Annotated in this window: 12 protein-coding genes; 2 read left to right on the forward strand and 10 right to left on the reverse strand. The window is 60.8% G+C overall.

What is annotated here, in order from left to right; translation table 11 throughout:
• Positions 1 to 123: 123 nt before the first annotated feature.
• The 7 genes from ABD819_RS04565 to ABD819_RS04595 all read right to left on the reverse strand — a co-directional run bounded on the left by ABD819_RS04565 (position 124) and on the right by ABD819_RS04595 (position 5,182).
• The gene (locus ABD819_RS04565) at positions 124 to 1,431 is read right to left on the reverse strand and encodes a cystathionine gamma-synthase family protein (protein WP_345121463.1); all 1,308 of its coding nucleotides are present in this window, start codon (positions 1,429 to 1,431) and stop codon (positions 124 to 126) included.
• 172 nt (positions 1,432 to 1,603) lie between these two features.
• Positions 1,604 to 1,780, reverse strand: a complete 177-nt coding sequence (locus tag ABD819_RS04570) for a hypothetical protein (protein ID WP_345121465.1) — start codon at positions 1,778 to 1,780, stop codon at positions 1,604 to 1,606.
• A gap of 229 nt (positions 1,781 to 2,009) precedes the next feature.
• Positions 2,010 to 2,924, reverse strand: coding sequence for a DUF3667 domain-containing protein (locus ABD819_RS04575; protein ID WP_345121467.1), 915 nt, complete (start codon positions 2,922 to 2,924; stop codon positions 2,010 to 2,012).
• Positions 2,925 to 3,170: 246 nt separating this feature from the next.
• Complete coding sequence (locus ABD819_RS04580; RefSeq protein ID WP_345121469.1) at positions 3,171 to 3,629, reverse strand: hypothetical protein; 459 nt, start codon at positions 3,627 to 3,629, stop codon at positions 3,171 to 3,173.
• Between the two features lie 61 nt (positions 3,630 to 3,690).
• Positions 3,691 to 3,888 (reverse strand): hypothetical protein, encoded by a 198-nt coding sequence (locus ABD819_RS04585; protein ID WP_345121471.1) that lies wholly within the window; start codon positions 3,886 to 3,888, stop codon positions 3,691 to 3,693.
• Between the two features lie 102 nt (positions 3,889 to 3,990).
• On the reverse strand, positions 3,991 to 4,206 hold the full coding sequence (locus ABD819_RS04590; RefSeq protein ID WP_345121473.1) for a hypothetical protein: 216 nt from the start codon (positions 4,204 to 4,206) through the stop codon (positions 3,991 to 3,993).
• 52 nt (positions 4,207 to 4,258) lie between these two features.
• Positions 4,259 to 5,182, reverse strand: a complete 924-nt coding sequence (locus ABD819_RS04595; RefSeq protein ID WP_345121789.1) for a DUF58 domain-containing protein — start codon at positions 5,180 to 5,182, stop codon at positions 4,259 to 4,261.
• A 273-nt stretch (positions 5,183 to 5,455) separates the two neighbouring features.
• On the opposite strand from ABD819_RS04595, the gene ABD819_RS04600 reads away from it, so the two are divergent.
• Together ABD819_RS04600 and ychF are read left to right on the forward strand one after the other, a co-directional pair.
• Positions 5,456 to 5,866: a DUF3276 family protein gene (locus ABD819_RS04600; RefSeq protein ID WP_345121475.1), complete on the forward strand. Its 411-nt coding sequence runs from the start codon at positions 5,456 to 5,458 to the stop codon at positions 5,864 to 5,866.
• Between the two features lie 168 nt (positions 5,867 to 6,034).
• Entirely contained in the window at positions 6,035 to 7,135 is a 1,101-nt protein-coding gene (gene ychF / locus ABD819_RS04605) for a redox-regulated ATPase YchF (RefSeq protein WP_345121477.1), read from the forward strand.
• Positions 7,136 to 7,459: 324 nt separating this feature from the next.
• Here ychF and ABD819_RS04610 read toward each other — a convergent pair whose 3' ends face one another.
• The 3 genes from ABD819_RS04610 to ABD819_RS04620 form a co-directional block, all read right to left on the reverse strand.
• Positions 7,460 to 8,863, reverse strand: a complete 1,404-nt coding sequence (locus ABD819_RS04610) for a M48 family metalloprotease (protein ID WP_345121480.1) — start codon at positions 8,861 to 8,863, stop codon at positions 7,460 to 7,462.
• 116 nt (positions 8,864 to 8,979) lie between these two features.
• Positions 8,980 to 10,443 (reverse strand): M48 family metalloprotease, encoded by a 1,464-nt coding sequence (locus ABD819_RS04615; protein ID WP_345121482.1) that lies wholly within the window; start codon positions 10,441 to 10,443, stop codon positions 8,980 to 8,982.
• A gap of 110 nt (positions 10,444 to 10,553) precedes the next feature.
• Positions 10,554 to 11,888, reverse strand: a complete 1,335-nt coding sequence (locus ABD819_RS04620; protein WP_345121484.1) for a type IX secretion system plug protein — start codon at positions 11,886 to 11,888, stop codon at positions 10,554 to 10,556.
• Positions 11,889 to 12,049: the final 161 nt, after the last annotated feature.

The following is a 12,049-nucleotide window of genomic DNA, read 5'->3' on the forward strand; positions in this document are numbered from 1 at the left end:
CCCGCGCTGGATAAGCGCCTAACCAAAAAACAGCCCTGGCCTTATACAAGTCCAGGGCTGTTTTTTGGTTAGGCTCTAAAGAAACTGCTGAGGTGATTCAGCCGCATTGCTGGCATCGTGAGGCTACGCCATTTCCAGCGCCCGCTCCTTCACCATCCCCACGGCCTCAAAGGCCTGGTTCAAATCGAGCATCAGGTCCTGCGGGTCTTCCACGCCGATGCTGAGACGAATCATTTGGGGGGTGATGCCCATTTCGCGCTGCTCATCCAGCGTGATGTCGGAGTGGGTCATGGTGCCGGGGTGCTCGGCGAGGCTTTCGGTGCCACCCAGGCTCACGGCCAGCTTAATGAGCTTGAGGGCGTTGAGGAAGCGGAAGGCTTCGGCCTCGCCGCCCCGGATGTCGAACGAAATCATGGAGCCCGGCGAGAGGCAGTGGCGGCGGTAGATGTCCTGCTGGGCGGGGTTGTGTTCGAGGTGGGTGAGGTAGTAGGTGCGGGCCACCAGCGGGTGCGCGCGCAGCCAGTCGGCAATGATTTGGGCCGATTGGGCGGCGCGCTCCATGCGCAGCTTCAGGGTTTCGAGGGAGCGCATGAGCATCCAGCCGGTGTTGGGGTCGCACATGGTGCCCATGAAGGTGCGCATGGCCTTGATTTCCTTCATCAGCGGCTTGCTGGCCAGGGCCGCGCCGGCAATCAGGTCGGAGTGGCCGCCCAGAAACTTGGTGGCCGAGTACAGCACCACATCGGCGCCGTGCTTCAGCGGGTGCTGAAAAACCGGGCCCAGGAAGGTATTATCCACCACGAGGCGCACGGGCTTATCGGCCGTGGCGTACTGCCGGGCCAGGGCGGCGCAGGCTTCCAGGTCCACGAGGTGGTTGGTGGGGTTGGCGGGGGTTTCCACGAAAATCATGGCCAGGCGGCCGGGGGCGATGGCGGCGGCGCGGGCGGCCAGCTGCGCGGGCGTGTCCGTCGGCCGGAAGCCCACGGCCTCAATGCCAAACTTGCGCAGCACGTTTTTCAGGAAGAAATCGGAGCCGCCGTACACCGGCTCGGAGTGCAGCACCACGTCGCCGGGCTGCAGCAGGGCCAGCAGCGTGGTGCTGATGGCGGCCATGCCGCTGGCGAAGCTGGCGGCTTCCTCGGCCCCGTCCCAGAGGCAGAGGCGGTGCTCCAGAATCTCCAGGCTGGGGTTGTTCAGGCGGGAGTAGATGAGGCCCATTTCTTCGTCGGGGCCCTGCTGGCGCAGGCCGTAGGCCAGCTCGAAAAAGGCCTTGCCTTCCTCCGCGTTCTTAAAAACGAAGGTCGAAGTCTGAAAAATAGGGGGCTTGATGGCGCCTTCGCTCCAGGCCGGCGTGTAGCCGTAGCTCATCATCAAACTTTCGGGGCGCAGCGGCTGGCCGCCGATGTGGGCGTGGTCTTGTGGGTTGGTCATGGGTGGGTGGGAATGGGGGAGTGAGGCGACGAAGGTAGGATTTTTGGCGATGGGGCACAAAAAATGCCCGCCTCAGGAGAGGCGGGCATTCAAAATGCAAGACAATTATGTGATGAAAAGCAAAACGGCGGGCCAGCAGCGGATATTGCCGCTGAACGCTCAGGACTGATTTTCAGTTGGCCGTGTGCCGTTGCCGGTACGCATCGACCTGCTGGCGCAGCACCACCAAGAGGGTGCCAAAGCGCTGCTGCGCTTCTTTGCGCCGCTCCAGCTGCTGCAGGCGGGCATTTATCAAATCGGTGAAGTCCTCTACGGTGTAGGAACGGTGCGGCGCGGTGGACACGGGCAAAACAACAAGGGATAATCGGGCAGTATAGCGGGGTGCTACGCCTCATACGTAGCGGGTCAAACTTAGTAAGCAAAAATTGAAAATGAGACAACGCCCCCCGGTGGCAGGCCGCTCAGTTTCTGGTTGGCTTGACGTGAGACGGTGCCCGCCGTGCTCACTTTCAAACGCCACATTGGCCTGTTTGCCTGCCTGCCTACCTGAAACTGCAGGTCGTTGTGGGCTGCCGCAACTACCGGGTGGCGGCGGCCTGCGGCTTCTTCGGCGTGGCGTTGGGCCGCAAGTCGGGCCGCTCGCGCAGCACCTGCACCGTGAGGATGATGATAAACACCATAATAGCCACGAACATCAGAACAACTTGCAGCAGGGCAATACTCAGCGCCCGGCCGTAGCGCCGCACCGTTGTAAGCGGGGCCGCCAGCAGCAGCTGCGCATTTACCCAGAGCGAGTAGAACACTGTCGGGATAAAAACCAGCTGTGAGGCTATTTTGAGGGTTGTCGGGTTGCCAAACAGCAGCGCAGGCAGCATGATAGCCATGTTGATGATGGTAAGTGTCCCCGAAATGAAGGCATTGGCCAGCAGCAGTTCGGCGAAATTGTAGCCCTTGCGCCGCAGCAGGAACCAAGCCGCCAACGTATTGAGTGGTAGCAGCACGAGCTGTCCCAGCGCCGGATGTTTGAGGTAGAGCGTTAGGTAGCGTTCCATCACCACGGAGACAAGCGCGGGGTTCTGCTCCGTCTGGTCCGAAACCATGGCCTTGAGCAAAGCCGGCTGAAAGGCCGACATGAGCAGGGCCGATAGGCCCAGCAGCAGCAGCATGTAGCTGATGGGCCGAAACTGCCGCGTGCGCTGCCCGGCCAGATACCCCCGGATGGTGAGCCCCGGGCGCGTCAGCATCTGGTAAAACGTGTACGCCAGCCCCTTGTCGACGTGCCACACGGAGTGGGGCAGGTCGTGAAACAGCAGGTGCTTCAGCGTGATGCGGTGCGTGTCGGCGGGCTGCCCGCAGTGGGCGCAAAACCGGTCGGCCAGGGCCGCGCCGCAGTCGAGGCAGGCGTGGTGGGCCGGCGGGCCGCCGCCGGGGGCAGTTTCGAGGGCTTCGGTGGCCACTACCGCCGTCAGGTGGGTGGAGTAATCAAATGACATAAGCGCAGAATACCAAGTGTGAGGCCAGGAAAATGTATGGCATTGCAATATCGGAAGCGGCGCATATAAAGCAAGGGCACTCAGCCCGGCGGCAGGGGTGTGCTGCGAAGTCTGAGCCAGGTAGTAAGTCGCCGCCTTACGGCTCGCCGCATTGGGCGGCATACTTCGGTAGCTGGTCTGGTATCCACAAAAAAACACCTTCCCGCATAGTAGTGAGAAGGTGTTTTTTATAGGTTCAACCAGCGCTTAGAACCGGAACAGCGGCCGGTACGGGTTCCAGATGCCCCACGGAATCATAATCAGCACCAGCACCAGGGCAATGCCGAAGTAGGTCAACGCCTTCCGGTGCTTCAGGGTGGCATCAGACGTTTTTTTGACGACGATGCGGCCCACTTGGGCCACGATGGCGGCCAGAATCATCACGACGACGTGCTCCAGGCCGAAAAAGCGTTTGGTGGGGTCCTTCATGGCCCCGGCTTGCTTCATGGCGTTCAGGCCCCAGGGGCTGAGGCCGAAATACAAGCCGAGCCCGATGAGTACCTGTAGCCACATGAAGCCCGAGAAGCTGGCCCCCATGCCGTTATCGGCGCTCAGGAAGGGGCGGCGGGCCGTCCAGCCCACGTAGGCGCGGTACACGGCAATGAGGCCGAAAATCAGCACGAACCAGCGGGACCAGGAATGAATAAGGAGCAGGGATTGGTACATAAAAGGGGGAAGAGGTGAGCAAAGAAATCGACTGAAATACCGCGCTGGCGGGGCAAGTAATCTAGGCAGCCAGCGCCGCGGTGAGCTTTTTCTTATCGTGGTGTACCACGAACATAACCACGAACAGCGAGAGGTAGGGCAGCGCACAGCCGATGCCAAACCACCGCCAGAACGAGCGGCCGTGGCTGGAAGCCATAAACGCCGTCATAAGCGGCATGAAAAACAGCGGGGTCAGAATAACAAGTAGGGCCTCAATCATAGCAACGCAGCGGTGATACTATCACGGCAAAGGTACGGCTGATGAGCTGTCAATAAGAGCCTGAAGGGGCGTTGCAACAGGTTTCAGACCTGGCAAAAGCTGCTAGGAGCGGGGCGGGCGGGCAGTGGCCTCGTCCTCGGCGGCCCGGGTGCGCATGGCCACGAACAAAGCCACGAACACGGACACGAATGGCACCACCATGCCAAACCCAAACCACCGCCAAAACGACCGGCCGTAGCTGTAAGCAATGTAGCCCGTGATGGGCGCGAAGACCAGCAGCGAAACCGTGAGAATGAGGAGAAGGCGAAGCTGAAACACGAATTCGGAAATAGAGACGAAGGAAATAAGAACGAGCCGGCAGGGCAGTGAGCTACCGCACCTTGCCGCGCTTCACCAGGTAGGCATACAATACTTTCTCGAAGGGCTCACGTACGTCTACGGGCACAAAATCGATGCGGAGCTGGCCGCAGCGCAGCGCCAGCTCCTGCTCGTAGGCCGTCATGGCGGCGCGGTACTGCTCCTTAATCTGGCCGGGTTGGAGCTTGATTTCGAGGCCGGTTTCCACGTCCTCGAAAATGTAGGGGCGCTCGGCGAATTCAAAATCGGCCTCGGTGGCCCGGTCCAGCACGTGGAAAAGCAGTACCTCGTGGTGCTGATGCTTGAGGTGCTGCAAAGCAGACAGCGCCGCGTCCTGCTCGGCCGCGCCGCGCCCCAGCATGTCACTAAAGAGAATGACGAGCGAGCGTTTCGGAATCTGCTGGGCGATGGCGTGGATGGTGCCGGCCACGTCGGTGCCCCGGCCCGTTTTGGGCGCGGGCGGGCGCTCCAGCAGCTGTTGCAGGGCCAGCAGCAGGGTGTGGCGGTGGGTGCTGGTGGAGCGCACCGGCGTTTGCAGCTCAATGGTATCGGCGAAGGTGACGAGGCCCACGGCATCGCGCTGGCGGGTGAGCAGCGTGGTGAGCGCCGCGGCGGCCAGAATGCTGAATTTCAGCTTGTCGTAGCCCGGCGCGGGGTAGTACATGCTGGGGCTTACGTCGAGCAAAATGTGCGCCCGCAGGTTGGTTTCTTCCTCGTAACGCTTCACGAACAGCTTATCGGTGCGGGCAAATACCTTCCAGTCGATGTGCCGCGTGCTCTCGCCGGGGTTGTAGAGGCGGTGCTCCGAAAACTCGACCGAAAAGCCGTGGTACGGCGACTGGTGCAGCCCGGTAATAAACCCATCGACCAGCTGGCGGGCCAGAAATTCGAGGTTTTCGAAGGAGCGGATGGCGGCGAGGTCGAGGGGCATGGGCAGGGAGTACGGGAGCATAAAGAACGGCGTAAAAGCACGGTCATGCAGAGCGCAGCGAAGCATCTTTGCCGCAGCAGTAACTCAATTGAAAGGAATAGTATTGAGGTAAAGATGCTTCGCTACGCTCTGCATGACGTTCTGTAGACGGGCTGGTGGCGTTGCCAATCATCAACACCACCGCCACGCCAACCGTTTATCTTTGGCCCGCATTTCGTAAGTTAGCCCTTTCAATCAATCGACCGATTCTATTTCCCACTCATACCCCAACCCAACGCCGTGGACGACCGTCACGACCAGGAAGAAATTTATTCCCAACGCATTAAAGCCGGCAAGCGCACGTACTTCTTCGACGTGAAAGCCACCCGCGGTCAGGATTACTACCTGACCATCACCGAAAGCAAGCGGCGCCAGAACGGCGACGAGACCGTGAGCTACGAAAAGCATAAAATCTTCCTATATAAGGAGGACTTTCTCAAATTCGTGGATGCCCTGCAGGATGCCGTGTACTACGTGCGCGAAGAGCTGCTGAGCCCCGAAGAAGTAGCCGAGCTTGACCGCCCCCGCGACTACGACGACCGCGACCAGCCCCGCCGCGAGCCCGACCGCCCCGCGCCGGAGCCCGACCGCCCCCGGCCGGAGCTTGACCGCCCCGCCTTCGACCCCAACCGGAGCGACGACAACTACTAGGCATTAGTGGTGAATGATTAGTGGTTAGCGGTTAATTTTTTAGCCCGATTTCAGCGGCGCGAATGGATGAGCATCCGTTCGCGCCGTTTTGCGTGGTTGCAAGCCGTACCTTTGCGCCCGAATTGTCCCCAATTCATAATTTTTAATTCATAATTTTTAATTCGAAGCATGGGCCTCCGCTGCGGTATCGTCGGCTTGCCGAACGTCGGTAAATCCACTCTTTTCAACGCGTTATCGAACGCCAAGGCCGAATCGGCCAACTACCCGTTCTGCACCATCGAGCCCAACGTGGGCGTTATCACCGTGCCCGATGAGCGCCTGCAGATACTGGAAGCCCTCGTGAATCCCAAGCGCGTGCTGCCCACGATTATCGAATTCGTGGACATCGCCGGCCTCGTGAAAGGTGCCAGCAAGGGCGAAGGCCTGGGCAATAAATTCCTCGCCAACATCCGCGAAGTAGACGCCATCATCCACGTAGTGCGCTGCTTCGACGACGCTAATATCGTGCACGTAGCCGGCGGGGTTGACCCCGTTTTCGACAAAGACGTTATCGACACCGAGCTGCAAATCAAGGATTTGGAGAGCATCGATAAGAAGCTGGTGAAGTCGGAGCGCAGCGCCAAGGCCGGCGATGCCCTGGCCAAGAAGGAAGTAACCGTGCTCCAGCGCTTCAAAGCCGAGCTGGAAGCCGGCCAGAACGCCCGCGCCGTGGTTGCCACCGCCGACGAGCTGGAGGCCGTGGCCGACTTACAGCTGCTCACCATCAAGCCCGTGATTTACGTGGCCAACGTGGACGAAGCCAGCATTGCGGCCAACGGCAACCACCACGTAACCGCCCTGCGCGAACACGTGAAGGCCGAAGGTGCCCAGGTGGTACTGGTATCGGCAGCCATTGAGGCGCAGATTGCCGAGATGGAAGACCCCGAGGAGAAGGCTATGTTTCTGGGCGAATACGGCCTCACCGAGTCGGGCCTGAACAAGCTAATCCGGGCCAGCTACGAGTTGCTGAACCTGATTACTTACTTCACCGCCGGTGTGCAGGAAGTGCGCGCCTGGACCGTGCACCGCGGCGACAAAGCGCCCGCCGCGGCCGGCGTTATTCACTCCGATTTCGAGAAAGGTTTCATCCGTGCCGAGGTTATTAAGCTGCCGGATTACCAGGAGTACAAGACCGAAGTGAAAATCAAAGAAGCCGGCAAAATGGCCGTGGAAGGCAAAGACTACGTGGTGCAGGACGGCGACATCATGCACTTCCGCTTCAACGTCTAGAATCACTGATTGGCACGGATTTTAGCGGATTTCACGGATTTTGTAGTCGATTAAGCACTCATGCATAAGTAATCGAATGCCCCGGTCCGACCGCCCTAGGCGGTCTAACCGGTTGCCGTTTGACCAAAATCGTTGTTTCTTCAACCGGTCAGACCGCCTGGGGCGGTCAGACCGGCAGGCCCGACTCGAATACGGTTACTTTTGAACGACTACTTAAAACCAAAAAGGCTTGCCAAGTGGCAAGCCTTTTTTCGTGACATATCAGTTCTGAGAATCGACTACAAAATCCGTGAAATCCGCTAAAATCCGTGTCAATCAGTGATTTTACCGGCCCACCGTCTTATACAGCATGCCTTTGCTCAAACGGTCGGTGCGCTGCATGCCGTTGAGAATAGCCAGTTCCTCGTGGCGGCGGCTGGGCACCCCGGACGCGGTGAGGGCCTGGGCCAGAGTTTGGCTACCGGTGGCGGCTTTGATGCGGATTTTGTCCGACTGGCGGTTCAGCTTGCTGGCGTCGGTGAGGCGGGCGAAGCCTTGGGCCACGCCATTAAAAGTGTTGGCGTAGGCAGATAGGGAGGCCGGTGCCGTGAGACCAACGATGCCGTAGTAGTTGCTGCCGTCCTGGATGACGTGGGCCAGCACGGCGGCTCCGGCTTGGTTTTGCTGAGCGGCTTGCTCGCCCTGCATCACCACGGCCGGGAAGCCGTTGATGGTCGTGCGTTGCGCATTAGCCGATTGCAGGCCGACGGCCTTAGCCAAGCCCTGAGCGGCCTCGTCCAGCGAGTTGCCGCTGGCGGGCACCAGCACTATCATGGCTTTGCCGTTGGGCTCGCCCATCTGGAACTGGGAAGGCGAGTTCTGCGACTTCCAGCCCGAGGGCACGGGCATCCGGAACTTTAGGTCGGGGTGGTAAAACACGCCGCTTTCCACGTAGCCCTGGCGCGGGTCGTCGCCGTAGGGCAGGCCCTCAATCATGCGTAGGTAGGTGTCGCGGCCCACATTGAGCTGGCGGCCACCGGCGTTTTGCTTGGCTTGGGCGGCAAGTTTTTTTACCGTGGAATAGCGGTCGGCCGAGTTGGGGTGGGAGGAGAGGAAATCAGGAACGCTGGAGCCGCCGCTGGCCGCCTGGTTGCGCTGCAGGGTTTGGAAGAAGTCGGCCATCTGGCTGGCGTCGTAGCCAATCTTAGTCGAATATTTCACGCCCAGCTGGTCGGACTCCCGCTCATCGTCGCGGCCGTATTTCAGGAACAATACGCCGAGGCCCTGCTGCGCAATGCCGCCGATGGACTGCGCGATTTTGGGTGCGATGATGGAGCCAAGCAGTAGGCCAATGCCGGCGGCCGTGGAGCGACGCTGTTGGCTTTGGCCGTGCCGGGCCGTGATGTGGCCAAGCTCGTGGCCGAGCACGCCGGCAAACTGGGCCTCGCTGTTGAAGTGGGCCATAATGCCCCGCGTGAAGTACACGTGGCCATCGGGCGTGGCGAAGGCATTGATGACGGGCGAGTCCACGATGGTGAAGCCGTAGTCACCGGGGCGGTCCGATACTTTGTTCATCTGCTGGCCTTTGGTGTCAATCAGGCGTTGCAGCGTGGGGTTGTTGTAGAGGCCGAACTGGGCCAGTACCTGGGGGTCGGGCTTGGGGCCCTGGTTGGGGCTGGTGGGAATGGCGCTGACCAACGTGAGGGGCAGGAGCAGCGCGGCACCGGTACGCAGGAAGGAAAAATTCATAGTCCAAAAAGTAAGCTAAATGCGCCGCATGAGCTGCGACGGCTGAGCTTGGAACGCACCGCTGGGAACAGGGTTGCACGGCAAGCACAAGTGCGGTTAAACCAACATAATGCCAGTTATTTTCCCACCACCTTAATCAGGGAGCCGGCGTTCACCTGCTCGTTGAGCTGCATGCCGTTGAGAATGGCCATTTCCTCCAGTCGTTTTTCGGGCACGCCGTTGGTGCTGAGAGCTTTGGATAGGTTGCTGCGCAACTTCAACTTCACGATGCGGATGCGCTCGGGCTGGCGGTTGAGCTTATCGGGTTCGCTCAGGCGCTGGAAGGCTTCGGCCACGCCGCTGAACTGCGGCGCGTAGGCCGGAAAATCAGCCGGGGCGGCCACGCCGAGCAGGGCGTATAAGGTTTTGCCGTCCTGAATGATGTGGCCCAATACCCGCACGCCCGCCACTTGCTGGCCGGTTTGCTGGTCCTGCTGCACCTGGTCGGCCACGAAGACCAGGGCCGGAAAGCCGTTGAGGGTGGTGCGGCGCGGGGCCTCGGCGGCCTGCAGACTGAGCTGCTTGGCAATGGCCTGGGCAGCCTCGTCGAGCGAAGCGCCGGGGGCCGTCATCAGAATGAGCAGGGCTTTGCCGGCGGGGTCGGCCATCTGAAATTGCTGGGGCGTGTTCTGGTGCTTCCAGCCGGTGGGCACGGGGAAGCGGATTTTCAGCTCGGGGTGGTAAAACACGCTGTTTTCGACGAAGCCCTGCTTGGGGTCCTCGCCGTACACCATGCCGTCGATGAGGCGCAGGTACTGGTCGCGGTTCACGGCGAGCTTGGGATTGCCGTTGGCCTGCTTCCACTGCTCGGCCAGCTGCTTCACGGTGGCGTACCGGTCTTCGGGGTTGGGGTGGGTCGAGAGAAAATCGGGAATGGCTTCTTTGCCGCTCTTGGCCTGCTCGCGGGACAGGGTTTGGAAGAAATCGGCCATCTGGCTGGCATCGTAGCCAATTTTGGACGAGTATTGCACGCCCAGCTCGTCGGACTGCCGCTCGTCGTCACGCCCGAATTTCAGAAACAGCAGCTGCATGCCCTGCATGGCCTGGTTGCCGAACTGCGCCACCTGGGGCGAGAGTATCATGGCCCCCATCAGCCCCACCTGGCCCAGAATGGCCTTGGTTTGCTGCCGGGCCGAGTGCCGGGCCGTCACGTGCCCGATTTCGTGGCCGAGCACGCCCGCAAACTGGGCCTCGTTGTTGAAGTGCGCCATGATGCCCCGCGTGAAATACACGTAGCCGCCGGGCACGGCAAAGGCGTTAATCACCGGCGAGTCGACGACTTTGAACTGGTATTTGAGGTTGCTACGGTGGGAAATGGCGGCCATTTTCTGGCCTTTCTCGTCGATGAACTTCTGCATCTTCGGGTCCTGGTACAAGCCAAACTGGGCCGTTACGGCCGGGTCCGACTGCGCGCCCATGGCCACTTCCTGGCCTTCGGATACCAGAATGACTTCTTTTTTGCCGGTCACGGGGTTCACGGCGCAGCCGCTAAACAGCAGGATGGCAGCCGCGCCAAGGCGCAGGGTATGACGTGTTTTCATAAGAAAGAGGTGCCAGGAACCGGACGGCGGGCCGGATGCGGTCCGCCCATCAACGGCTGGGTGATTTGTGCTAACAAACGCAACTGGCCGCAGTGGGTTGTTGAGCCTCGCTATTGGCGGCTGTTGAAACCCACGGTCTGGTAGCCGATGAGCAGGTCGGTGCGGGTTCCGGGCGGGCGGTAGTACACCAGCAGGTCATACTGGTTTTCGGTTTCGTTATGCGTGCCTTCGAAATACACTTCGTTGGGAACCGCGCCGCGGGCGCCGGCCACTGCAAAGTCGTAGTTGTAGTAGCCTTGCTTAAGCAGCGCGTGGCCGGTGTAGAGCTGCTGGGCTTCGTCATAGGCGAGGCGAAACTCGTCTTTGAGCTGCCAGTCGGTGAGCGCGCCGAACACGTAAACCGGCCCGGGGGCAGCCTGGGTGGCCTTTAGCTGGAAGGTGACGTCGGCATAGTCGGCGTTCACGTCGCCGTTGCCGAACTCGCGGCTTTCGAATACGCGCTGACCGTTGGCATCCTGGTACTGGTTGTAGGCCTGTAGGCTGCGCGTGACTTCGGGCTGCAGCACGGCCGTGACGGGCGTGGCGCGCGGGTCCACGCGCAGCACGCCAATGCCGGCAGCCTGCACCGAGCGGGTATCAAAGAATCGGTATTCGCTCAGGCCGGGGAAAGCGTTTTCGAAGCCGAAAAACTGGTATTCGAGCCGGCGCTCGGCGTCGCGCACGAACGTGGGGCGCAGGTTGTACTTGGCGTTGTCCCAACGGAAGTTCTGGCGCAGCACCACTTTCACCTCCACGGCCGGGTTCACCAGGTCCACGCTGGCGTAGCCGATGGCAAAGTCGAGCTGTTGCAGCGTGAACCGCTCCTGCCCGCCAATCACAATACCGGGCTGCAGGCTCGCCTGCACGCGGTTTTCATACACCAGCAGCCGGCGCGACACCACGGGCACGCTGCCCGAACTTTGCACCACCAGCAGGTAGTTGCCGCTTATTTTCACCTGTGGGGCCCGCAGCCGGTAGTGGAAATACGGCACTTTGGTGCCGGTGCCCACCCGGAAGTCGGTGATGAGAAACTCGTTTATCTCGTTCAGAAACTGCATGTCGGTGAGCACCGACGGCTTCCAGTCCACGTCGCAGTGAATGAGCTTGGCCGTGTAGCGCTGGCTTTGCTCGCCCAGCACATCAAACTCCAGCAAGATGCCGGGGCTCTGGCCCAGCGGCACCACCGGCGGTCTAAACACCTCGTTGGGCTGGCCCGAGGCCACGTAGCACTGCACGCTGCGCACGTCGGGCGCGTACGTGTAGTCCTGGTAGCGCAGGGTTTTGTCGGCGTAATATTCCGGGGGCTTCTGCTGGCCGGGCGCGGCGGGGTTGGTGCTGGTGATGGGCGTGCCCAGCGGCACACAGGCGGTAGCGAGCAGGAGGGAAGCGAAGATGAGAAGGCGCATGACGCGAAAGTACGGCCCCCACCGGCTGCTGGCCTCGTCCGAGAGCGGCCGGCGTTCACCTGAGAGGCGTGCCAGCCGCACACCGCGCATCAGCTCTACTCAAAAAAAAAGGTGGCCTCTTGCAAGGCCACCTTTTTTTAACGCACAATAATGCAACTGTC

Origin of the sequence: Hymenobacter antarcticus (assembly GCF_039539545.1) — a bacterium.
Taxonomy (GTDB): domain Bacteria; phylum Bacteroidota; class Bacteroidia; order Cytophagales; family Hymenobacteraceae; genus Hymenobacter; species Hymenobacter antarcticus.

Bases quoted from the DNA above. Each gene is read 5' to 3' on its own strand.
- ABD819_RS04610 (WP_345121480.1), bottom strand. From the start codon at position 8,863: ATGAATTTTTCCTTCCTGCGTACCGGTGCCGCGCTGCTCCTGCCCCTC.
- ABD819_RS04565 (WP_345121463.1), bottom strand. From the start codon at position 1,431: ATGACCAACCCACAAGACCACGCCCACATCGGCGGCCAGCCGCTGCGC.
- ychF (WP_345121477.1), top strand. From the start codon at position 6,035: ATGGGCCTCCGCTGCGGTATCGTCGGCTTGCCGAACGTCGGTAAATCC.
- ABD819_RS04575 (WP_345121467.1), bottom strand. From the start codon at position 2,924: ATGTCATTTGATTACTCCACCCACCTGACGGCGGTAGTGGCCACCGAA.
- ABD819_RS04585 (WP_345121471.1), bottom strand. From the start codon at position 3,888: ATGATTGAGGCCCTACTTGTTATTCTGACCCCGCTGTTTTTCATGCCG.
- ABD819_RS04615 (WP_345121482.1), bottom strand. From the start codon at position 10,443: ATGAAAACACGTCATACCCTGCGCCTTGGCGCGGCTGCCATCCTGCTG.
- ABD819_RS04580 (WP_345121469.1), bottom strand. From the start codon at position 3,629: ATGTACCAATCCCTGCTCCTTATTCATTCCTGGTCCCGCTGGTTCGTG.
- ABD819_RS04620 (WP_345121484.1), bottom strand. From the start codon at position 11,888: ATGCGCCTTCTCATCTTCGCTTCCCTCCTGCTCGCTACCGCCTGTGTG.